We start from the raw sequence: 24,056 nt of genomic DNA, 5'->3' as shown, positions 1-24,056 counted from the left end.
ATGTCTGCGGTTATCGGCGTGCCAGTGGAGAACTTGCAGCCAGTAGACCTTGAGGTCATGGTCGCTCCGTCAGTCAAACTTGATTGCCGATGATACGTGGCCCGTCCTGTCGGTCAAGTCACCTTGCCATTCACCAAGTGTATACTCGGTATAAATTTTTCGTGAGGCAACATCATGAGTTCAACCTACCCAAATCTACTTAACCCCCTCGATCTTGGATTCACCGAACTCCGTAACCGCGTATTGATGGGTTCCATGCATACCGGGCTTGAAGACCGGTTCTGGAATATCCACAAGTTTGCCCGTTACTTTGCAGAGCGCGCCGAGGGTGGGGTAGGGCTCATGGTGACCGGCGGCTATTCGCCGAACCTGGCCGGTCAGTTGGCGCCTCTTGCCTCCACCATGAATAACAAGGGAACGGCCCTGTTACACCGCCACGTCACGAGCGCCGTGCACGAAGCTGGCGCCAAAATCTGCCTGCAAATACTGCATGCCGGGCGCTATGGTTATCATCCGTTCACCGTCTCTGCGTCCGCCACCAAGGCACCAATCACTCCGTTCAAGGCCCGTGCCCTGTCTACCCGTGGCGTTGAAGGACAGATCAAGGACTTTGTCCGCGCGGCGGAACTGGCCAAGTTTGCCGGTTACGACGGTGTGGAAGTGATGGGTTCCGAGGGCTACTTCATCAATCAATTCTTGTGCGAGCGCACCAACAAGCGGACGGATAAGTGGGGTGGGCCCTATGAAAACCGGATGCGTTTGCCGGTGGAAATCGTGCGCCGGATCCGCGAAGCAGTTGGTCCGGAATTCATCATCATCTACCGCTTATCCATGCTGGATCTGGTGGAAGGCGGCCAGACCTGGGATCAGATCGTCACCCTGGGCAAGGCCATTGAGCAGGCCGGTGCCACCATTATCAACACCGGCATTGGCTGGCACGAGGCACGGGTGCCGACCATTGTTACCTCCGTTCCCCGGGGTGGATTTGCCGATGTCACCGCCAAGTTTTATGGCGAAGTGGATATTCCCCTCTGCACCACCAACCGGATCAACACGCCCGAGAAGGGCGAGGAAATTCTGGCCGCCGGCAAAGCCGATATGGTGTCCATGGCTCGTCCGCTACTGGCGGACAGCGAGTTTGTGCGCAAGGCCGAGCAGGGCCGGGCGGATGAAATCAACACCTGTATTGCCTGCAACCAGGCCTGTCTGGACCACGCGTTTCAGGCCAAGCGGGCGTCCTGTCTGGTGAACCCTCGCGCCTGTCATGAAACGGAGCTGGTGCTGACCGTGGCGCCGGTAGTGCGGAGTGTGGCGGTGGTGGGCGCCGGGCCTGCCGGGTTGGCCGCCGCGACGACTGCCGCCAAGCGTGGGCACAAGGTCACCCTTTTCGAAGCGGACGACCGGATTGGTGGGCAGTTCAATTACGCCAAGCGGATTCCCGGTAAGGAAGAGTTCTACGAAACCCTGCGTTATTTCCAGCGCCAGATCGAGCTGCTGGACATCGAGCTGAAACTGGATACCCGGGTGGATGTGGAATTCCTGGCCAAGGCCGGTTTTGACGACGTGGTTGTCGCCACCGGCGTCAAACCGAGAACACCTGCTATTGACGGTATTGACCACCCGAAAGTGCTCGGGTATCTGGATGTGTTGCGTCATAACAAGCCGGTGGGCAAGTCCGTGGCGGTGATTGGCGCCGGCGGTATCGGGTTCGACGTCAGTGAGTTTCTGACCCACGACTTCAGTCATCAACCGGAAGGCGAGCAGATCAGCATTGATGCCTGGCAGGCAGAATGGGGTGTGGCTCCGGACTACGAAGGGCCGGGTGGCCTGGCCGAGCGTCAGCCCACCGAGTCGCCCCGCAAGATCTACCTGATGCAGCGCAAGACCGGCAAGGTTGGCGCGGGTCTGGGCAAGACCTCCGGCTGGGTGCACCGAAACAGCCTCAAACACCGGGACGTGGAAATGCTGCGTGGCTGCCGATATGACCGCATTGATGACGATGGTCTGCACGTTACCCTGGTGGACAAGGAAGGCAAGGAAACCGAAACCCGCGTGCTGGATGTCGATAACGTGGTCATTTGCGCCGGGCAGGAGTCCTACCGGGAACTTTTCGATCAGCTGGAGGCCACTGGTGTCAAGGCGCACCTGATCGGCGGTGCCGATGTTGCCGAAGAGCTGGACGCAAAACGGGCCTTCCGACAGGGAACGGAAGTTGCGATAAAGCTATGACCTTACTCATTGCGTTCGCGATCATCTCGATCGGGTTTTCGTTCCTATGTTCCATTCTGGAGGCGGCTCTGCTGTCGGTGACGCCAAGCTATGTTGCCTCCCTGAAAAACGAGCGGCCGCAACAGTTTGAGGGCCTCCGGAAACTGAAGGACGACGTCGAAGAGCCGCTGTCCGCCATTCTTACGCTCAACACCGTGGCCCACACGGTCGGGGCAACCGGGGTCGGGGCCCAGGTTGCCGTTGTGTTTGGCGAGGCGTGGCTAGGCGTGGCCTCCGCAGCGATGACCCTGGCCATTCTGATTTTCTCCGAGATCATTCCCAAGACCATTGGCGCCAAGTACTGGCGGGGACTGGCGCCATATTTGCCAGCCATCCTCGGGTTTATGATCAAGGCGCTGCTGCCGTTCATCTGGTTGTCCAAGCAGGTGACCCGCCGCATCGGATCCGGTGAGCCGGAGACGGACATTCGGGGAGAAATCAGTGCCCTGGCAGAAATAGGCCGGGATCAGCAGGCGCTTGATGAGGATGAAAAACGAATCATCCACAACGTACTGAGATTTCATGAAATCAAAGTGGATTCGGTGATGACCCCAAGAACCGTGTGCAAGTACATCGAGCCGGGCACGACGGTGGAGGTGTTCCGGGACAAGGTACGGAACTCGCCCTTTTCCCGTTACCCGGTCATCGACGAAGAGGGCGAGGCACTTGGCTATCTGCACCGTGCCGATCTGCTCAATCTCGATGAGGACGCAGATCTCCTGTCCCACATGCGCGAGGTCAAGCGGGTCAAGGGCAATACCAATATTGAATTCCTGTTTTCAGACATGTTGCGGGAGCGCCAACATCTGGCGGTGGTGTACGATCAGCTCGGCACCTGGCTGGGCATAGTGACGCTGGAGGACATACTGGAGACGCTGTTGGGCACCGAGATCATGGACGAGACGGACAATGTCTCTAACCTTCGCCGCTACGCGAAACAGCGCTGGAGCCGTCGCCTGAAGAAAAGCCTGGCTCCCGGAAAAGGTGAGAGAAAAGATTAGCGAGCGGTTTTTATGGCATTGAAGATGGCTTCAGCTTCGGCCGCAAGTACTTGACTTCGCAAGCTGTTGCCACTTTCTAAGGCTTTTGCCAGCTGCTTTTGCTTCATGCAATACAGCTTGTTCAGAACGTCGGCCTGACTTGGCCGTGATGGTGTGTCCATGGTGCCCTCCCACTCAGACACTGGTGTCAAAATTCTTTACGAACTGCACCAAAATTTGGTCTTCTATTTTTTCTGACGCATACCTCGTGCCATTGTTACAGTCCTCATCGGGCAAAGCGGGCCCGGTAGGCCCCTGGAGCCATGCCGGTATGCTTCTTGAACAGACGGGAAAACGAACTTACATCCTCGTAGCCGGCTGAATGAATAATATCTTCAATGGCTTGGCGGGATGACTCCAGTCGCTGGCGGACATGCTCAATGCGAAGAAGCTGCAGATAGGTGGTCGGCGTGTCGCCCGTTGCTGCCCGGAAACGTCGGAACAATGATCGTTCGCTCAGCCCGGTCTGCTGGCAAAGATCCCTCAGGGTGACGGGGTTGGTGTAATTGGCGTCAAGCCAGTCCTGCAGTTCCAGAATGGTCCGGTCCGCATGATATCGCTTGGTTTGCAGCGCGCCGTAGGGCGCCTGGCTGGTTCGGCCGGCATCAATGACGAATGCCTTTGCCAGCTGTCGGGCGACATCGGTGCCTGCATAGCGCTCCACCAGATAGACGCCCAGATCCCACCACGCCATGCCACCGCCGGCGCAGGCCACGTTGCCGTCCACGGTGACCAGCTTCTCCGGGTGACAGTAAACCCGGGGGTAGCGCTGCCGGAACTGGTTACTGAAGCCCCAGTGGGTGGTTGCCTGTTTTTCGTCGAGCAAGCCGGCTTCGGCCAGCAGGAAGGCACCTGTGCAGTTGCTGGCTAGCAGGGTTTGCTTGCTGTCCTGCTGGCGTAACCACTCGATAAGGGCCTGGTTGCGCTTGAGCACATCCGGGATGAAGGCACCAATGGTGGGAATAACGATGACGTCTGCCGGGTCGTCGGTATCCCAGCGCCCATCGGCCATCAGAGTCATCCCGTTTATGCAGCGACACGGGCCTCCATCCCGGGTCAGCAGCCGGGTATGAAAGCGTGGGTCCGGTTCCTCGCTGTGGATGCGTGCCCACGACACGCCCGCCAGACGAAAAAGGTCAATGATGCCGGTGATGGCGCTGGCCAACGCACCATCAAAGCCAATAACAGCGACACGGAGCATGTTGTTTGCCCTTAAATCAGTTCATTAGGGATTAGATAGGCAGTATCGACCAATAATATGTCATAAATGCCGGTTTATCATCCGAATGGCCTGTGACACCCTGTGTGCAAGCACATAGGAGATTCAAGCATGAGTGATACGCTGATTGACCGCCGTGACCTGGCGTTCCAGCTGTACGAAGTCCTCGATACCGAGAGTCTGGCCACCCGGGAACGGTTCAGAGAACACAGTCGCGACACCTTTGATGCGGTGATCGAAACCGCCGATCGGCTGGCCCGGGACAAATTTGCCAACCACAACAGTGCGGCAGACAAGCAGGAACCGCGTTTTGTGGACGGTGCGGTGGAGATGCTTCCGGACGTCAAGGAGGCCTTTGATGCCTATGCGGAGGCTGGTTTCCTGGCCGGACGTTACGACTACGAGTTGGGTGGCATGCAACTGCCTGAATCGGTTATGGCGGCCTGCAATGGGTTCTTCACGGCGGCCAACCCCGGCACGGCCGGGTACCCGTTTCTGACCACCGCCGCCGCAAACCTGATTCGCGTGTTTGGTGATGAGCAGCAGAAAGCGACGTTCCTGCCTCATATGCTGTCAGGTCGCTTTACAGGCACCATGGCGTTGACCGAACCTCACGCCGGTTCCTCACTGGCGGATATCCGTACCTCGGCCACCCCAACCGACGATGGCCATTACCTGATCAAAGGCGCCAAGATCTACATCTCCGGTGGTGAACAATCCCTCACCGAAAACATCGTTCACATGGTGCTGGCCAAGATCAAAGGTGCACCGGGTGGTGTGCGGGGTATTTCCCTGTTTATCGTGCCCAAGTTCCGGGTGGGTGGCGACGGAAACAGCACCGAACGCAACGGGGTCAGCCTTGCTGGCCTGATTCACAAGCTGGGTTACCGGGGCACCACCTCCACGGCACTGAGTTTCGGTGACGATGCGCCCTGCCACGGTTATCTGGTGGGCGAGCCCCACCAGGGCCTGAAGTACATGTTCCAGATGATGAACGAAGCCCGCCTTGGCGTGGGCTTTGGCGCGGCAGTCATCGGTTATCGCGGCTACATGCACAGCCTGGAATACGCGAAAGACCGTTTGCAGGGCCGCAAGCCCTCGGAGAAGAGCCCGGAAGCCCCGCAGGTACCCATCATCGAGCACGCGGACGTTCGCCGTATGCTGCTGGCCCAGAAAGCCTACAGCGAAGGGGGGCTGGCGCTGTGTTTGTACGGTGCCCGGCTGATGGACGATCAGCATACCCATCCGGACGAGGAAAAGCGTATTGAGGCGGGCAAGCTGTTGGACTTGCTAACCCCGGTGATCAAGGCGTGGCCCTCGGAGTACGGCCCCAAGGCCAACGACCTGGCCATTCAGGTTTACGGCGGCGCGGGTTACACCCGGGAATATCCGGTTGAGCAGTGCTGGCGGGACAATCGACTGAACCCGATTCACGAAGGTACCAACGGCATCCAGGCGCTGGATCTTCTGGGTCGCAAGGTCTGGCAGGATCAGAGCCACGGCCTGCAATTGCTGATGCAGCAAATGCAGATCGATCTGACCGAAGCAAAAACCGACCGCTGCCAGCAGTGGGCGCTGTCCCTGAGCGAAACCCTGCAGAAAGCGGTTCAGGTCACCCAGAGCCTCGGCAAGAGCCTGATGCAGGAGAACCCGGATCGGGCGCTGGCGAATGCGTCCTGTTACCTGCACCTGTTCGGCCACATTGTGGTGGCGTGGATGTGGCTGCGACAGGCCAATGCCGCGGAGAAGGCGCTGATGGCGATGCCGGCAGGCAGTGAGGAAAGCTTCTATCGCGGCAAGCTTCAGGCGGCCCAGTATTTCTTTCACTGGGAGCTGCCCACGGTGGCTCAGGACCTGGTGCTGCTGCGCAATCAGGATGACACTTGCCTGGAAATGAAAACGGAGTGGTTCTGACCGAAAGGTCCCCGCTCCTATCCCTTCTTCAGCCCTCGGCCTGATCGCCGGGGGCAATTACCAACCACCCCTTGAGAACTGCTGGCACAGCTGACAGGCCTTGCCGGGCGGATACTGGCGAAATCGCTGATTGTGAACCAGACTCCTGCCTGTAATAGAAAAACCACACAAACCATCGAACAACTTTAAACGGGGATGGCTTCTGCATGATTCCATCGAGGGGAGCGCCGAATACGGTCGTACCTTGGTCGGCTCTGGATATTCTGAGTAGCTACATCACTTCCGGTCAGCTTGCAGAGATTGTTTATCGCGACAGCTCCGGTCAGGTCTGTACCGTTCATGACATTATCAAGGACCTCTATAGCCGTGCAGGCCATGATTACGTGTTGCTGGGGCGGCGCGTGATGGTTGGCATTGACCATATCATCACACTGGACGGCCAACGGCTCTGTCCGTCAGCCTACTAACTAACCAAAGGGTAATCCGGCGTCGGTTGTGTGGTGCGTCCGGTGCCCTTAACCTGTCATAGCGGTACTTTATGGACCAATGGAGGGAGTGGTTATGTATAAACCAATTCTGGCAGCAGTTGCTTTTACACTGACGCTCGGACTGACTGCGTGCAGTTCTGAGGAAAGCGAAGAAGGTGTGGATCTGGAGCAGGCCGCAGACAACGTTGAAGACATGGCGGATGATGCAGCTGATGCTACTGGTGATGCCTATGAGGACACCAAGGATGCGGTTTCTGATACGGCTGAGGAAATGGGCGAGGCGGCAGATGACGCTGCGGATGCTGTGAAGGAAGGGTACGAGGATATGACCGAGGAGTAACCCCTCAGCCCGGGTCCGGCACGCCCTGCCCGGGGCGGTTGTTTGCCGGGCCTGCACAGACTGATATCCACCCACCCAGTCAACCGACGAAGCTTCTCCTTTCAATGACAAAAGGGCCCCGTTGCGGAGCCCTTACACCTTTCGAATTCACAACGAATCAGGAACCGACCATGCCGGGGGGAGGCAGGTTGCCGCCAAGCATGTTTTCTACCACGGCCGCATTGTAGAAGGTTTCGACGCTCTGGATCTTGTCGTCCCGGACACGGAACCAGACCGCGAGCCGGACATCGCCGATGGGTTCGAAGTGTGTCCGGTAATCGAGAATGGCGAATACGTGCTCACCGTCGGCACTGAGCTGACGGGTGACCAGGTCTTTCTGGATGGCGACCAGGCCGAACTGGTAGGCGAGCATGTCATCGCGATTCAGGAAGCGCATGTTCGGGCCAACATACTCAAAGCCCTCTTCGGCCAGCAGAGCCTTGGCTTCTTCCAGTCGCTGGTCATGAACGTCGGAGATGAACTGCGCCACGATGTCTTTTGGTTGCATGGTTGCCCCCAATAGCTGATAGGCGACGGCTGGACATGCCTTGGGTTATGGATGTGCAAGGCGTTCTGCACCCCTTCACCTCTATAACAAAAGCGGGACAATGACAAATGACACTTGGAAATGGGCCTGCAGAAAGCGGTCGCGTTAGCTGCAGAGAAAGCTGACAAACGCTGACCGTGGCGCTGCAAGGAAGGCCGGGCGGCGCACTCCCGGCCAATCGCTGACTGCAGCGGGCTATACTGCAATGGGGCTGTGGTAGACTTCGGCTAAGTATGGAAAAGGAGACTTACCTTGACTGAACCGGAGTTTATTCCCGCAGGTTCGGACCCCGTAGCCCGTCGCTCAGATCCCGCCCGTAACCTGGCGGTGGTGGTCTATATCCTTCAGGCCCTGCATTTTTTTACCGGAGGCATCGCGCCGCTGGTGGGCGTTATCATCAACTACGTCAAACTGGATGACGTCCAGAATACCTGGGTGGAAAGCCACTTCCGCTGGCAGATCCGGACCTTCTGGATTGGCCTGCTCTGGACGGTCATCGGGGTGCTGACCACGGCACTCATTATTGGCTGGTTCATCCTGCTGGGTGTGTCCATCTGGATGATCTACCGCATTGTCAAAGGGGCGCTGGCCCTGAATGACGGAAAAACCATCTGAGGCCTCCCGGCCTCAGCGAATGGGCGCCTCAGGATACTTCCTTCAGCCGGAGCGCGCTGACCATGCCGGCAGCGCCCATTAAGCCCAGTACCAGAATCACAGCGATTTCCGAGATGGCCGATATCGCCGCGGTCAGGGCGCCGGTCACCAGCAGCAGAACGCCAATCACTGAATTGCTGACGGCCGTGTAGTCGGTGCGCTTGTTGCCGCCGGCCATGTCCACCAGATAGGTTTTCCGCCCCAGCCGGACGCCCGAGTGGGCAATCTGCAGCACGAAAAAGGCTGCGGGGTAGAACCAGGAACTCCGTGTTCCATCGTCCGCGGCCATGGCGGTAACAGCCACGACCAGGCAAACCCCGCTGGCAATGGCGGCGCCGCGAATCATGGTTTTGCGGCTGGATGAGTCCGCCATCCAGCCCCAGACGCTGGCACTGATGGAGCTGGCCAGACTGCTTACCAGTAAAAAGACACCGAGAAGAAGGCTGCCCTCCGATTGCTGCTGGGCCAGCACCACGAAATAGGGTGCCGCCAGGGCCGAACACAACAGCAATGCCCGGGTAATCACGAAGTGGCGAAACGGTGCATCCTCTTTCAACAGTGACAGGCTCTTGAACGCCTCTGCAAGCGCATTGCCTCCACCACTGGTTTCGCCCTCGTATTCCTGAACACCGGCGAACAGAAAGCCTGCAATCACCCAGAGCCCGGCGGCCAGCATCAGCAGCAGACTATAAAACGCCACATTCGGATCTTCCTGCCCCCAGAACAGAAGGAGCGTCATGGCGACGGTCAGGGTTCCGCCGAACGTGGTGGCCAGGCCGGACAGACGGCCCCGGCGGGATTTGGGGATGCATTTTCCCTGTACGTCCTTCATCGCCACCGAGCAGAAGCCTCGTGCCAGGGAAAAGGCGATCAATGCGGCAACAATCCCCGCGCCGGCCGCGTACCCCTCCAGAAACCAGACGCTGGCGGCCATGGCCATCACACTGACGGCTTGGCCAAAGCTGCCCATCACCCAGAACCATTTGCGCACCGGCTTGCGACGAACCCAGGCACCAATCACCATCTGGGGCAGCATCGAGCCGGATTCGCGAATGGGCACCAGCCAGGCCACCAGGGCCGGCGCGCCCACCGCACTCATCAGCCAGGCCAATACCGTCTTGGGGCTCGTCAGCAGGTCCCCCAGTTTGGTCAGTACGTTGCTGGCGAGGATCAGGAAGAAGTTTCTGGGCACTTCCCGGCAGGCTTCGTCGGGAATGTCCTTGCACACCCGGGCGTCTTCCTCGTTGGCAATCAGGCTGTAGAGCTGGTCGATGGTATCGGTGTTCTGCTTGGTCAAGGTGCGCTTCCTGCTGGTCCTGATGGGAGTAAGTTGTTAAGGGTAACAACCGTGCCCGCGGGTTTATACCGTCATCGGGATGATCCGGCCTGTTCAGGGTAAGGGGACGGTGCTAGCCTTCGATGCGCAAACGCTTCCTTACCCGCGGCTATCCGGAGTTATCCATGCTGAGTTACCTGCACGCCTTCCATGCCGGCAATTTCGCCGATGTTCAGAAACACGCAGCGTTGACGCTGACGATGTCGATGATGCAGGCCAAACCCTCCGGCATTGCTTGCATCGATACACATGCGGGAAGTGCGGTGTATGACCTGAACAGTGACCGGGCACGGAAAACCGCCGAAGCCGATGACGGTATACGGAAAGTCTGGGCGGCCCGAGGCAGTCTGGCATCAGCGGACTGGCAACCCATGTTGAGTGTGCTCTCCGGATTGAACCCGGCCTCGGATGATCTCAATCGATACCCCGGATCACCAGCATGGTTTGCCCACTTTCTTCGGGCCGATGACACCTTGACCACGTTTGAGTTGCACCCCACCGAAGGCGCCCGGCTTGAGGAGTGGGCCAGTGCCAGAGGGATTAAGGTCCGGCAGGAGGACGGCCTGAAAGGCATGTTCAGGCTGCTTCCTCCGCGTCAGCCCCGTTTGCTGGTGCTGATGGACCCGTCCTATGAAATCAAATCCGACTACCAGGCCGTTGCCTCGGCGCTGGCGAAGGCGTGGAAGAAATGCCGTCATGGCGTCTATCTTATCTGGTATCCCGTGCTCACCAGTGGCCTGGAAAAAGGCTTGCTGGAAGGCGTTGAGCAGGGTCCGGTCCGGAAGGTGCTGCGCAGCGAAGTACACCTGGACCATCCGCCTGAGCGGGGGATGACCGGTTCTGGCATGTTGATGGTCAATCCGCCCTGGGGCCTGTCCGAGCGTCTGTCCGCCATGATGGACGACGTGAGTGGGCGCGAAGCGCTTGGCGTTACTCACCGGCTGGATTGGCTGGTCCCGGAGTAGCCAGCGCACCTGACAACTGAGGAGTCGTTCGCTTGACCGAAACGCACGATTCAACCCCCGAAACCCCGTGCTTGCCTGGTGGCTTGATTCCTATGGATGAGTGGGAGTTTCCGGAGTTGTCGGTCCGGCGCTCCGTAAAGGACGCGGTGCGGCATATATCGGTCCAGCTGAAAGAGGGAGTGTCTCGCAAAGATCAACCTTTCCAGAGTCTGGATGACCTGCCTGAACTGTCTGCCCGGCAGCGCCAATTGATCGCTCCCGATCCCGATTTTTCCGTTCTTGCGGCCACGCTGGCCGATGAGCTTCAACAGCGCAGGCGTGAGCTTCCCAATCCGCAGGATGTCTCTTTCCTTGTGGCGCCACCGTTTTCAGGCATGCGCGAGGCGCTGGTCCGGTGTTCCTGGAAGACGATTGGGCAGGGCCAGGGCGATGGAAGCGAATGGATAATAGCGCCACCCAAAAGCTTGTTGATGAGTGATGAGGACGCTGCCCAGTGGTGGAATGAGCAGGACCTGTCCCGCCCCTGGGTAATTCCGGAACTGGCGGACTTCTGGCTTCGGCACATGCGCGGACTGGCGCTAGTTCGCGAGCTGTTTCGCCGGATATCGGACGGCAAGGCAGGGCAAGGGGTTGTAGGCTGTTCGAGTTGGTGCTGGCAGTTCTGGGCCAGTTATGTTCCGGATATGCCATCGGCACCCTGTACCCCGGCGCCGCTTAATTCAGACTACCTTGGGCAATGGCTGGAGTATTTGCCCGGCGACGAAGGTTCGGGCCCGTTGGTCGCTCGTATGGCTCACGACGGCCTCTATGTGCTGCCGGCGCGCGGTCGGCTCGATGGCAATAAAATCAGGCGCAGCAGTTTCCTGAGCGATCTGGCCGCTGCCTCCCGGGGCAATCACGGGGTTGCTTTGGCGCTCTGGCGCTCTGCCCTTCGGGCTGCCCCGGAAGAGGGCGCCGAGGATTCAGGCGAATCCGAATCGTCCCGCTCACGCTGTTGTTGGGTGGTTCCTCTGGACAAGCTGAGTCTGCCAGCCATGCCGTCCAGCAAAGACCGTGCGATTGGGTTTGTTCTTCACGCGTTGTTGTTGCACGACGGACTTGATGAGGAGTCACTGTTCCTGGTGGCGGGTATTTCCAGAAAGGACACCGCGAATGCGCTGGCGCTTCTGAAGCGGGCCGACATTATTCACTACAGCGATGCTGGTAACCGCTGGCATGTGACCGATCTGGCCTACCCGAACACCCGGCGTCATCTGCTCAGCTGGGGTTTTCCCGTGGATCGTTTCTGAGGGGGTACTGGCATGGAAGATCTTGGTCTGAAAGAGGTCGTCTCTACGATTAGTTCCCAGGCGTTGGGGGAAGCACTGGTCGTCGTAATGGTCGCGATTGCGATCATAATTCTGACCCGGAAGCTTTTGCCGGCGCTGGCTGGCAGGCTGAGTGGTAAGCCGAGGTTGTATCTTTTGGCTTCGGTGCCCCTGATTCGGCTGCTGGTGATCGTCGCAACCATTATTATTGTGGTACCCATCCTGATTGAGCCGTCCTTCGAAAACATGGTCGCCATGTTTGGTGCGCTGGGGCTGGTGCTGGGGTTCGCCTTCAAGGATTACGTGAACAGCCTGCTTGCCGGGATTGTCATCCTGTATGAGATGCCTTACCGGCCGGGTGACTGGATTCAGGTGGATGACCACTATGGCGAGGTTCGCTCGATCGGTGCCCGGGCGGCGGAGATAGTCACGCCGGATGACTCGGTGGTGGTGGTTCCTCACAACAAGCTCTGGAATGCCCTGCTGGCTAACGGTAATGGCGGTACCGACAACCTGATGTGCGTGGCCAAGTTCCATCTGGAACCCAACCACGATGTCCGGCAGGTACTGAATTTGCTCAGGGACGTAGCCTTCACCAGTCCGTACACCCGAACCTGGCAACCGGTCGTGGTGGTAGTGCAGAACGAACCCTGGGGAATGCTCTACCGGCTGAAGGCCTACCCGCTGGAACCCCAGGAACAGTTCCGTTACATCAGCGACCTGACTGCCAGAGGCGCCGATGTGCTGGCGGAGGCGGGCGTCGGCTTCGTGTCAGCTCCCGTTACGGGTGGATGAAGCCGCCGAGTGGCTTTCGAAGGTATTACCGCTTTGGGTCAGCCAATCCAGAAGTTCCATTCCGAACGTGCCGGCGGAGTCCATGTAGGCCTGGCGAGCGGGGCGGCTCGCTTCTGCGAAGGCCGCACGTTCCTCATCGGTGAGTCGAACCACCTTGATTTGCGTTGCTTCGAGCATCCGTTCCAGGCGTGACTGGTTCAGCTCCCTCTGGGTATTCCATGCAATAACGGCTACGTCTTGCAGTGCCACCTCAAGCAAGGCTTTCTGGTTGTCGGGAAGTGAGGCCAACCATTCCGGGTTGGTCACCACCGATGAGATGAACTGGGCAGGCCGGCCCAGTGTCAGAGTGCTCTGCACCTCATAGAAATTCATTTCCTCAATGGCAAAGATCGGGTTTGTCTGGCCATCGGTCTTGCGCAGCTGAAGATCGTTGTAGACCTGCGAGAACGGTGTCTGTTTTGGTTCAGCCCCGTACACCCGGAAGGATTCCGCAGCCAGGTCTGAGGTCATGGTCCGGAAGCGCATGCCCTGGAAATCGGCAGGCGATTTTAGTGGCTTGTTGGCGGTCCATGCCATCCAGCCCTCGGGAACGAAGGACAGCAGTTTCAGGTTCCGCTTCTCGTAGGCGGGCTCGAACCGGGTAACCAGTTCCGGGCTGGTCAGCAGATTGCGTATGGCCTTTTCGTCGTCCGGGAACAGGTAGTGGAGGTTGAAGACTCCGACTTCGGGAATTCGGTTGGCCAGGTGGCCCGGGGATGCGAAGGCGAGGTTCACCGAGCCGTTACGTACCAGTTCCGTCAGCTGGGTGGACGTCCCAAGGGAACCATAGGGGAATATCTCCAGTTCGACCCGGCCATCGGAGCGGGTCTCGACCAACTCCTTTAACGCCTTGGCATAGGCATGCTGTACACTGCCCTCGATCTCTTCCAGCGCGAAGCGCCAGGTTACCGGGTACTCATCTGGAGTTGCATCAGGGTTGGCATCGCTGGTTGATGGTTCCTGGCTCTCAGAACAGCCAGCGATGATCAGCATCACGGTGGTGAGCAGCGATAAGCAAAGTGCCAGAGGGCGCATGTCCCGGTCTCCGGTATCTGGGCGAATGCCTGGGTGAGTGAAAGGGAGCGCTAACCTAACATATTAGGGCAGGATAATGCTGCCCGAAGGAGTTTTGGAGACTGTATGACCAACCAGAAGCAGGCCATGCTGTTCGGGCTTGGGACGGTGTTGTTGTGGTCGACTGTGGCGACCGCGTTCAAGTTGGCGTTGATGGATCTGGCGCCAGTTCAGTTGCTGTTGATTGCCTGCGCATCGTCGGTGCTGGTGTTGGGCGTCATACTGCTGGTACAGGGCCGTTGGCATCTGGTTTTCAAACTTCGGAAGCGTCAGTACCTCCAGTCGTTCGGAATGGGGCTGATCAACCCCTGTCTGTACTATCTTGTGCTGTTTGCTGCGTTTGACCGATTGCCTGCCCAGGAAGCGCAGCCACTCAACTACACCTGGGCGCTGGTGCTGACGTATCTTTCTGTGCCATTTCTGGGGCACAAGCTTCGTCGCGTCGACATTGTGGCGGGGCTCATCTGCTATGCCGGCGTGGTGGTGATTGCCACCCGGGGCGCGGTGACGTCGCTAAGCTTTTCCAACCCGTTTGGTGTGGGGCTCGCGCTGGGCAGCACCGTGATCTGGGCGTCCTACTGGATCCTCGCGACGCGTGATCAGCGGGATCCGGTGGTCGGTCTGTTTCTGAATTTCCTCTTTGCCTTGCCCGTTATCGCCCTTATTTGTGGGTTAACAGAGGGCATTCAGTTCCATCCGATGGCTTCGGTGGGCGCTGCGGTTTACGTCGGCGTTTTTGAAATGGGCGTCGCGTTCGTGCTCTGGTCCTATGCAATGAAAAAGGCAGAGAATACTTCCAAAGTCAGTAACCTGATTTTTATTTCGCCGTTTCTGTCCCTGGTGTTTATCTACTTCATCCTGGGCGAGGAGATTTTGCCCTCAACGTACATCGGGCTGGTGATGATTATGGGTGGGCTCTGGCTTCAGCAAAGGAAGGTGTCCGCACAGAAACAGCGGTTGGTCCATGAGTCCTGAGTGGAGTGTTTACATCGTCCGCACCGGCAAGGGCACACTGTATACCGGCATTACCACCGATGTGGCGCGTCGGCTGGCAGAGCATGAGTCAGGAACCAAAGGAGCACGGAGCCTGCGCGGCAAGGGCCCGTTAAAGCTGGTCTTTCAGGCGGAGGCGGGGGACCGGAGCCGAGCCTCCCGCCTGGAGTGGCACATCAAGCAATGGCCCAAGGCCAGAAAGGAAGCGCTGGTCCGGGGCGAGCTTACCCTGCCAGATGACGTTTGATGTGGGCACCTGCACCCTGCAGGGCGGCTTTGGCCCGGGCCAGCTGGCCCGCGTGGAACTGGAACACGTGCCAGAGGCTGTTGAACACTTCCAGAGTGGTTTGGACATCCTGTCGCTTTGCCTTGTTGGCCAGCCGTTCTGAATCGTTTAGCAGGACTTCCTCACTGCCTACCTGAATCAGTAGTGGCGGAAGCCCGCTCAGGTCGCCGAAGATCGGTGAAATCAGTGGATTGGTCAGTGGCTCCTGTCCGCCATAGTAGTGGGCGTTTCGCTCAAGCCAGCGAACCTGCAGGACGGGTTCGGTTTCCGGCACGTGCATCTGCTCGTGGGTCAGGTCTACAAGGGGGGAAAAGACTGTGATGGAAGAGGGCAGGGGCCGTTTCCCGTCCCGCAGCTTCAGGGCCAGGGAAAGACACAGTCCGCCACCGGCGGAATCTCCGGCAAGGGCAATCTGACTGGCTTGGACACCATCATCAAGCAGCGCCTGGTAGACGGCCTCGGCGTCTTCCAGCGCCGCCGGGAACGGATGCTCCGGTGCCAGCCGGTAATCCGGAGCAATCACCTGACAGCCACTGGTTTTTGCTAGATGGCCGATAATGCCGCGATGAGTCGTGGGAGAGCCAAAGATAAAGCCCCCACCGTGCAGGTACAGAATGACACCTTTATTATTGCCGCCACAATTAGCCCGTGTAATGGGCATACCGCCAAGGGTTTCCTCGGTGAAGCTGCAGCCCCGCGGCGGCGTGGAGCTGCGGAAAGCCTGAGCCACCAGCGTCCGCTGCAGATTCACCGGCAACGATGGGTGAAGGATGGGCCTTACAAGTCGGTTCATGGTATGACGTAGGCCGGTCTCAAGAAGGTATTGCAACATCTGTGTTCTACCCTCGCTATACGTTAGGATTGTCATTAGGTAAGCGAATAAACAATCATGACAGGCGTTTAACTCTACGTGTACTGGAAAACAGATACCATAGAAATTCCGGATTGGGACCGAGGGTCCTTGCTCGAAAGGCTCGAGCCCTTCGAGCCGGGCGTGGCGGACGTGTTGAGCGATGAAATGATCGCTTACTGCCGTTTTTACGGGCTGGATCTGTGGGTGGAACACCCGGACGTCAGTTACTGCCAGGGATACGTGGAGGCCGGGCCCCATCAGGTCATGGTTCATCACTACCGGTTGCCGGAATCGTCTCCCACACGGGGAACGGTTTTCATTTTCCATGGATACTTCGACCATGTAGGCCTCTACAGCCAGTTGATCGAGCGTTGTCTTGGGGCGGGCTTGAATGTTCTGGCCTACGACCAGCCCGGACATGGACTGTCCAGCGGGACGCCGGCGGCAATCGGTAGCTTCGCTGAATATCAGGACGTTCTGATGAAGGTTCTTGGGCAGGTACAGGACAAAGTGCCAGGGCCCTGGTTTGCCGTCGGGCAAAGTACCGGAGGCGCCATCCTGATTGACTACCTGCTGTCCAATAATCACACGGAAGAGACCTCGGCGTTCAAAAAGGTGGTGTTGCTGGCACCTCTGGTTAGACCGATGGGGTGGTTGGGGGCCAAGGTGTTGCACAGCGTGATGAAGCCGTTCATTACGCGTTGGCGGCGGGCGTTCTCAACCAACAGCGGAAACTCACGGTTCCTGAAGTTTCTTCGGGAGCATGATCCGCTTCAGGCCCGCGCGGTCCATGTGGATTGGGTCAGCGCGTTGCGACTATGGATTCCAAAGATTGAGTCGGCGCGACCGGTAAATTTCCCGGTAACGGTGATTCAGGGCGAAAAGGACCTGACGGTGGATTGGCAGCACAACCTTCGCATCGTCCGGAATAAATTTGCTGCGGTTGAGGAACTGAGAATCCGCGATGGGCGTCATCATCTAGTGAATGAAGCCCAGGATTTACAGTCAACGGTTTTCAATACAATTATCGACACCTTTGTTTGCGAAACGACCGCCAGGGCGGAAGCGGCATCGGGTCGGGCTTAAACATTTCAGAGGAGATTGCTGTGAAAAAAACGGTTCTTGCATTTGCGGTTGCGACGTTGGGGTTGAGTGGGTGTATGACTTACGACCCTTACACCGGTGAAGAGAAAACCTCCAGCGCAACAACAGGCAGTATTATTGGTGCGTTGGGTGGTGCAGCCATTGGTGCGGCAACCTCCAGCAAGAGCGATCGTGGTAAGGGTGCGCTGATTGGCGCAGCCGGTGGTGCGGCCATCGGTGGCGGCATCGGTTACTACATGGACAAGCAGGAAGCGGAACTGCGCCGCAAGCTGGAAGGCTCCGGTGTGCGGGTTGTGCGTAATGGCGATCAGATTGAACTGATCATGCCGGGCAACATCACCTTCGATCTGAACGAATCCTCCATCAAGCCGTCCTTCGTGGACACACTGGACTCCGTTGGCCTCGTTCTGCAGGAGTTCGACAAGACCAGCATCCAGATCGCGGGCCATACCGACAGCTCCGGCTCCCAGAGCTACAACCAGCTGCTGAGTGAGCGTCGTGCATCCTCCGTGCGCGACTTCCTGATGAACCGCGGTATTCAGCCGCAGCGCACTCGTGCGGTTGGCTACGGCGAGCGTTACCCCGTTGCTTCTAACGATACCCCGGCCGGTCGTGAGCAGAACCGTCGGGTAGAGCTGACGCTGGTACCGATGCAGTAAGCGGCATCCGCAGTCAGTGAGTTTCAGAAAAGGCACCACAGCTTTGGCCGCGGTGCCTTTTCTTTTGTCCCGTACTGGCTGTTTTACTGATTATTTGCTGCCGGGCAGCCAGCTTTCTATGCGCTGCTTAAGGCTTTCCAGCTGGCTTTCGCTGGCGCCTTTTAGTTCATCCAGTTTCGAGCGCGCTGTTGCGATCTGATCTTCAACGCCCTGGATTTTCTCAGATAATTCTTTCTGTATTTCCGCCTCAGCCTGTTCATCCTGGGCAGATGCTTTCTTTTTCTCCGCATCGGCACGCAGGCTTTCGACTTCTTTACTCCAGCGCTCTGTCTGGGTTTCCAGTTTCTGTATCAGCGAATCCTTCAGAGACATAGAACCTCCTGTCATCCAGGCCGCCGGGATGGGAATGTGGGAGCGGCCTCAGTAAGAGAGTGGGTTCGCGCGATGACAGATCAAGGTCGGCGGGGTGAACGTTTTGTAACCGGATAGTGGCGGGGCAGGTATAAAATCTGCTTTTCAGGCAATAAAAAACCGGAGATGTGTCTCCGGTTTTTTTGACTTGCTGTGAGGCCTTAGAACAGTACCCGGCAGCGAATGGTGCCCTTGACGTGGCGAAGTTTGTCCAGCGCCAGTTCGCTGTACTCCTTGTCCACATCAATCACCACATAGCCCACATTCTCGTTGGTCTGCAGGTATTGGCCACAGATGTTGATGTCGTTTTCGGAGAACACCTGGTTGATCTCGGACAGCACGCCCGGCACGTTCTCGTGGATGTGCAGCAGGCGGTGCTGGTTCGCGTGGGACGGCAAGGCCACTTCCGGGAAGTTCACGGAAGACACGGAGGTGCCGTTGTCGCTGTACATGGCCAGTTTCTCTGCCACTTCACGGCCAATGTTTTCCTGGGCTTCGATGGTAGAGCCACCCACGTGTGGCGTCAGGATAACATTGTCGAATTCCCGCAGCGGAGAGATGAATTCTTCGTCGTTGGACTTCGGCTCGACCGGGAACACGTCGATGGCTGCACCCAACAGTTTGCCGCTACCCAGTGCCTCAGCCAGCGCGTCAATGTCCACCACGGTGCCTCGGGAGGCGTTCATCAGAATGGAACCGGGCTTCATCTGGGCAAACTGCTCGGCCTTGAACATGTACTTGGTTGACGGTGTTTCCGGCACGTGCAGGCTCACCACGTCGGCAATGTTCAGCAGTTCCTGCAGGGTGCCAACCTGGGTGGCATTGCCGATCGGCAGCTTGGAAACCACGTCGTAGAAGTACACGTCCATGCCCAGGCTTTCGGCGAGGACGCTGAACTGGGTGCCAATGTTGCCGTAGCCGATGATGCCCAGCTTCTTGCCGCGGATTTCGTAGCTGTTCTTGGCAGACTTCAGCCACTCGCCACGGTGAGCCTTGGCACTTTTCTCAGGAACGCCGCGCAGCAGCAGAATAGCCTGGGCCAGAACCAGCTCGGCAACGCTCCGGGTGTTGGAGAAAGGTGCGTTGAACACCGCAATTCCGCGGCGGGTGGCCGCCTGCAGGTCAACCTGGTTGGTGCCGATACAGAAGCATCCCACCGCGACGAGTTTGCTCGCGGCATCAAATACTCTTTCAGTCAGCTGGGTACGGGACCGGATACCAATGAAGTGCGCATCGGCAACCTTCTCAATCAGGTCCTCTTCGGCCAGCGAGTGAGTCAGATACTCGATGTTGGTGTAACCCGCAGCGTTCAGGGTATCAATCGCAGATTGATGCACGCCTTCCAGCAGCAGAATCCGGATCTTGCTCTTTTCGAGAGACGTATTTGACATAGAAATGCTTCCGAACCTTTCGTCACGTGAAACGGCCTGTTACCAGCTTTACGCAAGGGCTGGCTCACAGAACAGGGGCGGTATGATACCATAAACGCAAGTTTTCACAGTGTGCTGATCGGCTTGTTTTAAACGATTGTTTGCAGGCGGGCAGCACCATGCTAAGAGACTGATGCTCAAATGAATTCCGATCAAGTTATTGCTTCCCTGAAAGAGTTGATGGCCGCCGGCGATGCCCCGGGCAAGGTGCTGACCGATCCGGCCGATCTTGAGAACTACGGCAAGGACTGGACCAAGATCTACCCGCCCAAACCCCTTGCGATCGTACTGCCGAAAACCACGGAACAGGTGCAGGCACTGGTGAAATTTGCCAACGAGAATCAGGTGGCTCTGGTGCCTTCCGGTGGCCGGACTGGCCTGAGTGCCGGTGCTGTGGCCGCCAATGGCGAAGTGGTTGTGGCCTTCGACAACATGAACCAGATTCTGGATTTCAACGCCAGCGATCGGGTGGTTCGGTGTCAGGCCGGGGTTGTTACCGAGCAGCTGCAGAACTTTGCCGAAGAGAACGACCTCTACTATCCGGTGGATTTCGCCTCGGCTGGCTCCAGCCAGCTAGGGGGGAACCTGTCCACCAACGCCGGTGGTATCAAGGTGATCCGTTATGGCATGAGCCGCGACTGGGTGGCGGGCCTGAAGGTGGTCACTGGAAAGGGTGACATTCTGGATCTGAACAAGGATCTGGAAAAGAACAACACCGGCTACGACCTGCGCCACCTGTTTATCGGTGCCGAAGGCACGCTCGGCTTTATTACCGAAGCGACCATGAAGCTGTCCCGGAAGCCGGATAATTTGACCGTGCTGGTGCTCGGCCTGAACGACCTGACCAACACTATGGACGTGCTGCAGACGTTCCAGAAGAAGATCGACCTGACGGCCTACGAGTTCTTCTCCCATCAGGCGATGGGGCACGTGCTGGCCCATGGGCAGGTGCAGGCGCCGTTTGAAACCGAAGCGCCTTACTATGCCTTGCTGGAGTTCGAAGCGGTGTCCGATCAGGTGATGGACGACGCCATGGAACTGTTCGAGCAGTGCATGGAAAACGGCTGGGTGCTCGATGGTGTGATCAGCCAGAGCGAAACCCAGGCCCAGAACCTGTGGCAGCTGCGTGAGGGTATTTCCGAGTCCATTGCGCCACGGACGCCCTACAAGAACGACATTTCCGTGATGGTGTCCAAGGTGCCCGGGTTCCTGCAGGAAATTGAGGACGTCGTCACCACCCATTACCCGGATTTCGAGATCATCTGGTTCGGACACATTGGCGACGGCAACCTGCACCTGAACATCCTCAAGCCCGAAGACATGGCCAACGAAGACTTCTTCGAGAAGTGCCAACAGGTGAACAAGTGGGTGTTCGAGATTGTTGAACTTTACCAGGGCAGTGTGTCCGCCGAGCACGGTGTTGGCATGACCAAAAAGCCCTACCTGCAGTACACGCGAAGCGAGACGGAAATTGCCTACCTGAGGAGCATCAAGCAGGTGTTCGATCCGAACGGTATTATGAACCCCGGCAAGATCTTCGACTGATGCCGGATCACATCGTCGTACTGACTGGTGCTGGCATCAGTGCCGAAAGCGGTCTTTCCACCTTCCGTGATAACGGTGGGTTGTGGGAGCAGCACAGTATCTACGATGTGGCCACACCCGAGGCCTTTGCCCGCAATCAGGAGCTGGTGCTGCTTTTTTATAACGAGCGCCGTCGCCAGCTCCAGTCCGCCCAGCCCAATCAGGCCCACCAACTGCTGGCCGAGCTTGAAAACACCTATCGCGTGACGGTGGTGACCCAGAACGTGGATGACCTTCACGAGCGCGGGGGTTCCAGCCAGGTGATCCACCTGCATGGGGAGCTGACCAAGGCCCGCAGTACCCGAGACCCAGGTCTGGTTTACGATATCGGCTACCGGGACATTGAACCGGGTGATACCTGTGAACGGGGCGCCCAGCTTCGTCCGCACATTGTCTGGTTCGGGGAAGAGGTTCCGATGCTTGAAGAAGCCGCGGAGGTGGTTCGCACCGCGGATCACCTGCTCATTGTCGGGACGTCGCTTCAGGTCTATCCGGCGGCAGGATTGGTGTACGAGGTGGGCGATGGTGTTCCCATCACCGTGATTGATCCGGGTGCGCCGGCTTCCGTGTCCCGTGCTCGTGTTATCCGCAAGGGTGCCTGCGAAGGCGTCGCCGAGTGGGTTCAGTCCCTGTAATGCAAGGGTAGAGACGTTCCCGAATCAGGGCACAGTATCCGCAGACTCTCCGGCGGGGGCCAGATACTGTTCCAGATCGGAGCGGAACGCCGCCTGAACCCCAAGACGCTTCAGTATCCAGTAATGCCCGGCAATCATGCGGTCGATGAAGATGCTTTCCACCGGTGGCTTGAAATAGTCCAGGTACTTGAACACCGTACTGGTTTTGGACGCCACGTGGGTATGCAGGTCGGATTCGGCAAAGTCGTAGGGTTCGGGCTGGTCAAAGGGCACGATCAGGATGTCGCGCCACATGGCGTAGTAAGCCGCATCCACCGCCGGCTGGCTCTTGACGCGAGCGCCCAGGTCGATCAGGTAGCGGTCGACGGCCTGATAATCCTCATCCAGCGCGGACACCAGGACGTTACGGTAGGCCTCGACAATCTCCGGCTTCAGCTTTTTCACGCAGCCGAAGTCATACATGATGATGGTGCCATCAGGCCGATAGGCAAAGTTGCCGGCGTGGGGATCGCCGTGAATACACTGGAACTTGAACAGCTGGTCGGCCATGGTGCGGAAAATACGGTGGCCGATCAGGTTGATGGTGTCCTGGTCGTAGCGATCCTGTGTGACCTCGTTGATGTGGTCGCCCTCCACCAGCTCCAGGGTCAGCACGCGTTTGGTTGAGTGGCTGTCGATCACGCCGGGAATCAGAACCCACTCGTCCTTGTCGTGGAATTTGCGAAACAGCTTGAGGTTGTTGGCCTCGTTCAGGTAGTCCAACTCCTCTTTCAGGCGTTCCCGAATCTCGCCGAAGAGCTGGTCCACCGTTTCCTTGGGCATTTTCAGCAGCCCGCCCAGCTTAAGGGCCATACGCAGCTGTTTGAGGTCGGAATCGCAGGATTCGTCCACCCCCGGATACTGCACTTTCACGATCACGTCGGTGCCATCGTGCAGTCGGGCCCGATGCACCTGGCCAATGGAGGCCGCGGCGTAGGGTTTTTCCTGCAGGTATTCGAATAGTTGTGAGATGGGCTGTCCCAGTTCGGACTCAATCTGCCTCTGGATGACCGAAAACGGCATCGGAGGGGCTTCCTTCTGAAGTCTTTGCAGCGCGTCTGAAAACTCCTTGGGCAGGAAGTCCTGAGTCTGTGAAGCAATCTGCCCGACTTTCATCACCGCGCCCTTGAGTTCGCCCAGGGTGTCGGCAATCTGGTCTGCCATCCGGGTGTAATTCTGGCTGCGGGCGGCCTCGTCGTCGTCCTTCCGGAAGACCTTGCGGGCACGTTGTCCGGCATACTGTCCGGCCACGGAGGCCGTCATGCCGGCGAGTTTTAAAAAGCGTCCGCGGCGGGATGTAACGGGTTTCTTTGCCATACCTGATGTACGTCTTCCGCTGAAAAAGGAATCACCTGCGTGTGACGTTAAACCACTTTGGTTTCAACGAACAGCACATCGTCCAATTCCAGTGACAGGGTTTGCCCCTCGGCCAGGGGGCCCACGCCCTTCGGCGTGCCGGTCAGCACCACATCGCCCGGCATCAGTGAGAACTGGCTGCTGATATGGGCTATCAGCGGCAGGATGGGCATCAGCATGTCGCGGGTGTCGCCCCGTTGCCGAAGTTCCTGGTCAATGTCCAGGGTGAAGGTGAAGTGGTCTTTGGAAAACTTTTCTGCAGCGACGAACGGAGACAGTGGGCAGGCGCCGTCAAAACTCTTGGCCCGTTCCCAGGGATGGCCCTTTTCTTTCAGCTGACTTTGCAGATCACGAAGTGTCAGATCCAGTGCGAGTCCGTAACCCAGGATCGCGGCTTTCGCTTCACTCTCGGATGCGTTGGTCAGCGGGCGACCAATCAGCACGGCCAGTTCGGATTCGTAATGAACCTCGCCCTGGTTGCGGGGGATGGCCAGGGGCCGGGTAATGTAAACCGCCGCGGTGGCGGGTTTGATGAACAGCAGCGGTTCATCGGGGATGGGGTTGTTCAGCTCCCGGGCATGCTCGGCATAGTTGCGGCCGATGCAGACGATTTTACCCAGTGGCAGATGGAGCGGGGTTCCATCCTTCCAGTGGTGTTGATAATCCTGCATGGCCGCCTCC

At 58.1% G+C, this 24,056-nt stretch carries 25 protein-coding genes; 15 read left to right on the top strand and 10 right to left on the bottom strand.

Annotation, left to right across the window (positions count from 1 at the left end; genetic code table 11):
- Positions 1-174: 174 nt before the first annotated feature.
- On the top strand, positions 175-2,229 hold the full coding sequence (locus K8I84_RS07450) for an NADPH-dependent 2,4-dienoyl-CoA reductase (protein WP_223794110.1): 2,055 nt from the start codon (positions 175-177) through the stop codon (positions 2,227-2,229).
- Positions 2,226-3,269 carry a CNNM domain-containing protein gene (locus K8I84_RS07445; RefSeq protein ID WP_223794109.1) on the top strand — a complete coding sequence of 348 codons (1,044 nt, stop codon included), beginning with the start codon at positions 2,226-2,228 and terminating at the stop codon, positions 3,267-3,269. The genes K8I84_RS07450 and K8I84_RS07445 overlap by 4 nt, the downstream gene beginning before the upstream one ends.
- Here the strand turns inward: K8I84_RS07445 and K8I84_RS07440 are convergent.
- Positions 3,266-3,430, bottom strand: a complete 165-nt coding sequence (locus tag K8I84_RS07440) for a hypothetical protein (RefSeq protein ID WP_223794108.1) — start codon at positions 3,428-3,430, stop codon at positions 3,266-3,268. The two genes, K8I84_RS07445 and K8I84_RS07440, sit on opposite strands and share 4 nt — an antisense overlap.
- A gap of 104 nt (positions 3,431-3,534) precedes the next feature.
- Positions 3,535-4,509, bottom strand: a complete 975-nt coding sequence (locus tag K8I84_RS07435; protein WP_223794107.1) for a GlxA family transcriptional regulator — start codon at positions 4,507-4,509, stop codon at positions 3,535-3,537.
- A gap of 129 nt (positions 4,510-4,638) precedes the next feature.
- Between K8I84_RS07435 and K8I84_RS07430 the strand changes: the two genes are divergently transcribed.
- From K8I84_RS07430 to K8I84_RS07420, 3 genes are all read left to right on the top strand, one after another.
- Positions 4,639-6,441, top strand: coding sequence for an acyl-CoA dehydrogenase (locus K8I84_RS07430; RefSeq protein WP_223794106.1), 1,803 nt, complete (start codon positions 4,639-4,641; stop codon positions 6,439-6,441).
- A 206-nt stretch (positions 6,442-6,647) separates the two neighbouring features.
- Complete coding sequence (locus tag K8I84_RS07425; protein WP_223794105.1) at positions 6,648-6,908, top strand: hypothetical protein; 261 nt, start codon at positions 6,648-6,650, stop codon at positions 6,906-6,908.
- A 94-nt stretch (positions 6,909-7,002) separates the two neighbouring features.
- The gene (locus K8I84_RS07420; RefSeq protein ID WP_223794104.1) at positions 7,003-7,269 is read left to right on the top strand and encodes a hypothetical protein; all 267 of its coding nucleotides are present in this window, start codon (positions 7,003-7,005) and stop codon (positions 7,267-7,269) included.
- A gap of 157 nt (positions 7,270-7,426) precedes the next feature.
- Here K8I84_RS07420 and K8I84_RS07415 read toward each other — a convergent pair whose 3' ends face one another.
- Complete coding sequence (locus K8I84_RS07415) at positions 7,427-7,816, bottom strand: nuclear transport factor 2 family protein (RefSeq protein WP_223794103.1); 390 nt, start codon at positions 7,814-7,816, stop codon at positions 7,427-7,429.
- A gap of 291 nt (positions 7,817-8,107) precedes the next feature.
- Between K8I84_RS07415 and K8I84_RS07410 the strand changes: the two genes are divergently transcribed.
- The gene (locus K8I84_RS07410; protein ID WP_223794102.1) at positions 8,108-8,470 is read left to right on the top strand and encodes a DUF4870 family protein; all 363 of its coding nucleotides are present in this window, start codon (positions 8,108-8,110) and stop codon (positions 8,468-8,470) included.
- Positions 8,471-8,498: 28 nt separating this feature from the next.
- Here the strand turns inward: K8I84_RS07410 and K8I84_RS07405 are convergent, their stop codons facing one another.
- The gene (locus tag K8I84_RS07405) at positions 8,499-9,806 is read right to left on the bottom strand and encodes an MFS transporter (RefSeq protein ID WP_223794101.1); all 1,308 of its coding nucleotides are present in this window, start codon (positions 9,804-9,806) and stop codon (positions 8,499-8,501) included.
- 164 nt (positions 9,807-9,970) lie between these two features.
- On the opposite strand from K8I84_RS07405, the gene K8I84_RS07400 reads away from it, so the two are divergent.
- Genes K8I84_RS07400 through K8I84_RS07390 form a run of 3 tightly spaced genes read left to right on the top strand, consistent with a single transcriptional unit; the run spans position 9,971 to position 12,912 of the window.
- On the top strand, positions 9,971-10,810 hold the full coding sequence (locus K8I84_RS07400; RefSeq protein WP_223794502.1) for a 23S rRNA (adenine(2030)-N(6))-methyltransferase RlmJ: 840 nt from the start codon (positions 9,971-9,973) through the stop codon (positions 10,808-10,810).
- Positions 10,811-10,842: 32 nt separating this feature from the next.
- Positions 10,843-12,099 (top strand): hypothetical protein, encoded by a 1,257-nt coding sequence (locus K8I84_RS07395; RefSeq protein WP_223794100.1) that lies wholly within the window; start codon positions 10,843-10,845, stop codon positions 12,097-12,099.
- A 12-nt stretch (positions 12,100-12,111) separates the two neighbouring features.
- The gene (locus tag K8I84_RS07390; RefSeq protein ID WP_223794099.1) at positions 12,112-12,912 is read left to right on the top strand and encodes a mechanosensitive ion channel family protein; all 801 of its coding nucleotides are present in this window, start codon (positions 12,112-12,114) and stop codon (positions 12,910-12,912) included.
- On the opposite strand, the gene dctP is transcribed toward K8I84_RS07390, so the two are convergent.
- A complete protein-coding gene (gene dctP / locus K8I84_RS07385) occupies positions 12,889-13,986 on the bottom strand; it encodes a TRAP transporter substrate-binding protein DctP (protein WP_223794098.1) in 1,098 nt (365 codons plus the stop codon). The two genes, K8I84_RS07390 and dctP, sit on opposite strands and share 24 nt — an antisense overlap.
- Positions 13,987-14,091: 105 nt before the next feature.
- Here dctP and K8I84_RS07380 point away from each other — a divergent pair, with 105 nt between their 5' ends.
- Both K8I84_RS07380 and K8I84_RS07375 read left to right on the top strand, forming a co-directional pair.
- Positions 14,092-15,000 carry a DMT family transporter gene (locus tag K8I84_RS07380; protein WP_223794097.1) on the top strand — a complete coding sequence of 303 codons (909 nt, stop codon included), beginning with the start codon at positions 14,092-14,094 and terminating at the stop codon, positions 14,998-15,000.
- Positions 14,990-15,265, top strand: coding sequence for a GIY-YIG nuclease family protein (locus tag K8I84_RS07375; RefSeq protein WP_223794096.1), 276 nt, complete (start codon positions 14,990-14,992; stop codon positions 15,263-15,265). The genes K8I84_RS07380 and K8I84_RS07375 overlap by 11 nt, the downstream gene beginning before the upstream one ends.
- Here K8I84_RS07375 and K8I84_RS07370 read toward each other — a convergent pair.
- A complete protein-coding gene (locus tag K8I84_RS07370) occupies positions 15,243-16,097 on the bottom strand; it encodes an alpha/beta hydrolase (RefSeq protein WP_223794095.1) in 855 nt (284 codons plus the stop codon). The genes K8I84_RS07375 and K8I84_RS07370 overlap by 23 nt on opposite strands.
- A 117-nt stretch (positions 16,098-16,214) precedes the next feature.
- Between K8I84_RS07370 and K8I84_RS07365 the strand changes: the two genes are divergently transcribed.
- Both K8I84_RS07365 and K8I84_RS07360 read left to right on the top strand, forming a co-directional pair.
- Complete coding sequence (locus tag K8I84_RS07365; RefSeq protein ID WP_223794094.1) at positions 16,215-17,243, top strand: alpha/beta hydrolase; 1,029 nt, start codon at positions 16,215-16,217, stop codon at positions 17,241-17,243.
- Positions 17,244-17,263: 20 nt separating this feature from the next.
- Positions 17,264-17,920: an OmpA family protein gene (locus K8I84_RS07360; RefSeq protein ID WP_223794093.1), complete on the top strand. Its 657-nt coding sequence runs from the start codon at positions 17,264-17,266 to the stop codon at positions 17,918-17,920.
- A gap of 90 nt (positions 17,921-18,010) precedes the next feature.
- On the opposite strand, the gene K8I84_RS07355 is transcribed toward K8I84_RS07360, so the two are convergent.
- On the bottom strand, positions 18,011-18,292 hold the full coding sequence (locus K8I84_RS07355) for a hypothetical protein (protein WP_223794092.1): 282 nt from the start codon (positions 18,290-18,292) through the stop codon (positions 18,011-18,013).
- A 200-nt stretch (positions 18,293-18,492) separates the two neighbouring features.
- A complete protein-coding gene (serA, locus tag K8I84_RS07350) occupies positions 18,493-19,722 on the bottom strand; it encodes a phosphoglycerate dehydrogenase (protein ID WP_223794091.1) in 1,230 nt (409 codons plus the stop codon).
- A gap of 180 nt (positions 19,723-19,902) precedes the next feature.
- Here serA and K8I84_RS07345 point away from each other — a divergent pair, with 180 nt between their 5' ends.
- Positions 19,903-21,306, top strand: coding sequence for an FAD-binding oxidoreductase (locus K8I84_RS07345; RefSeq protein ID WP_223794090.1), 1,404 nt, complete (start codon positions 19,903-19,905; stop codon positions 21,304-21,306).
- A complete protein-coding gene (locus K8I84_RS07340) occupies positions 21,306-21,980 on the top strand; it encodes an SIR2 family NAD-dependent protein deacylase (RefSeq protein WP_223794089.1) in 675 nt (224 codons plus the stop codon). The genes K8I84_RS07345 and K8I84_RS07340 overlap by 1 nt, the downstream gene beginning before the upstream one ends.
- 24 nt (positions 21,981-22,004) lie before the next feature.
- Here K8I84_RS07340 and K8I84_RS07335 read toward each other — a convergent pair whose 3' ends face one another.
- Both K8I84_RS07335 and K8I84_RS07330 read right to left on the bottom strand, forming a co-directional pair.
- Positions 22,005-23,336 carry an ABC1 kinase family protein gene (locus tag K8I84_RS07335; protein ID WP_223794088.1) on the bottom strand — a complete coding sequence of 444 codons (1,332 nt, stop codon included), beginning with the start codon at positions 23,334-23,336 and terminating at the stop codon, positions 22,005-22,007.
- A gap of 47 nt (positions 23,337-23,383) precedes the next feature.
- Entirely contained in the window at positions 23,384-24,046 is a 663-nt protein-coding gene (locus K8I84_RS07330) for a fumarylacetoacetate hydrolase family protein (protein WP_223794087.1), read from the bottom strand.
- Between the last annotated feature and the right edge of the window lie 10 nt (positions 24,047-24,056).

This window comes from Marinobacter sp. F4216, from assembly GCF_019931195.1.
Taxonomy (GTDB): Bacteria; Pseudomonadota; Gammaproteobacteria; order Pseudomonadales; family Oleiphilaceae; genus Marinobacter; species Marinobacter suaedae.
The sequence above is the reverse complement of the archived record's forward strand: the minus strand, read 5'-3'. Positions and strand labels throughout refer to the sequence as shown.

Coding starts and splice junctions, on each gene's coding strand:
- K8I84_RS07450 (WP_223794110.1), top strand. CDS start 175: ATGAGTTCAACCTACCCAAATCTACTTAACCCCCTCGATCTTGGATTC.
- K8I84_RS07445 (WP_223794109.1), top strand. CDS start 2,226: ATGACCTTACTCATTGCGTTCGCGATCATCTCGATCGGGTTTTCGTTC.
- K8I84_RS07440 (WP_223794108.1), bottom strand. CDS start 3,430: ATGGACACACCATCACGGCCAAGTCAGGCCGACGTTCTGAACAAGCTG.
- K8I84_RS07435 (WP_223794107.1), bottom strand. CDS start 4,509: ATGCTCCGTGTCGCTGTTATTGGCTTTGATGGTGCGTTGGCCAGCGCC.
- K8I84_RS07430 (WP_223794106.1), top strand. CDS start 4,639: ATGAGTGATACGCTGATTGACCGCCGTGACCTGGCGTTCCAGCTGTAC.
- K8I84_RS07425 (WP_223794105.1), top strand. CDS start 6,648: ATGATTCCATCGAGGGGAGCGCCGAATACGGTCGTACCTTGGTCGGCT.
- K8I84_RS07420 (WP_223794104.1), top strand. CDS start 7,003: ATGTATAAACCAATTCTGGCAGCAGTTGCTTTTACACTGACGCTCGGA.
- K8I84_RS07415 (WP_223794103.1), bottom strand. CDS start 7,816: ATGCAACCAAAAGACATCGTGGCGCAGTTCATCTCCGACGTTCATGAC.
- K8I84_RS07400 (WP_223794502.1), top strand. CDS start 9,971: ATGCTGAGTTACCTGCACGCCTTCCATGCCGGCAATTTCGCCGATGTT.
- K8I84_RS07390 (WP_223794099.1), top strand. CDS start 12,112: ATGGAAGATCTTGGTCTGAAAGAGGTCGTCTCTACGATTAGTTCCCAG.
- dctP (WP_223794098.1), bottom strand. CDS start 13,986: ATGCGCCCTCTGGCACTTTGCTTATCGCTGCTCACCACCGTGATGCTG.
- K8I84_RS07380 (WP_223794097.1), top strand. CDS start 14,092: ATGACCAACCAGAAGCAGGCCATGCTGTTCGGGCTTGGGACGGTGTTG.
- K8I84_RS07375 (WP_223794096.1), top strand. CDS start 14,990: ATGAGTCCTGAGTGGAGTGTTTACATCGTCCGCACCGGCAAGGGCACA.
- K8I84_RS07370 (WP_223794095.1), bottom strand. CDS start 16,097: ATGAACCGACTTGTAAGGCCCATCCTTCACCCATCGTTGCCGGTGAAT.
- K8I84_RS07355 (WP_223794092.1), bottom strand. CDS start 18,292: ATGTCTCTGAAGGATTCGCTGATACAGAAACTGGAAACCCAGACAGAG.
- serA (WP_223794091.1), bottom strand. CDS start 19,722: ATGTCAAATACGTCTCTCGAAAAGAGCAAGATCCGGATTCTGCTGCTG.
- K8I84_RS07345 (WP_223794090.1), top strand. CDS start 19,903: ATGAATTCCGATCAAGTTATTGCTTCCCTGAAAGAGTTGATGGCCGCC.
- K8I84_RS07340 (WP_223794089.1), top strand. CDS start 21,306: ATGCCGGATCACATCGTCGTACTGACTGGTGCTGGCATCAGTGCCGAA.
- K8I84_RS07335 (WP_223794088.1), bottom strand. CDS start 23,336: ATGGCAAAGAAACCCGTTACATCCCGCCGCGGACGCTTTTTAAAACTC.
- K8I84_RS07330 (WP_223794087.1), bottom strand. CDS start 24,046: ATGCAGGATTATCAACACCACTGGAAGGATGGAACCCCGCTCCATCTG.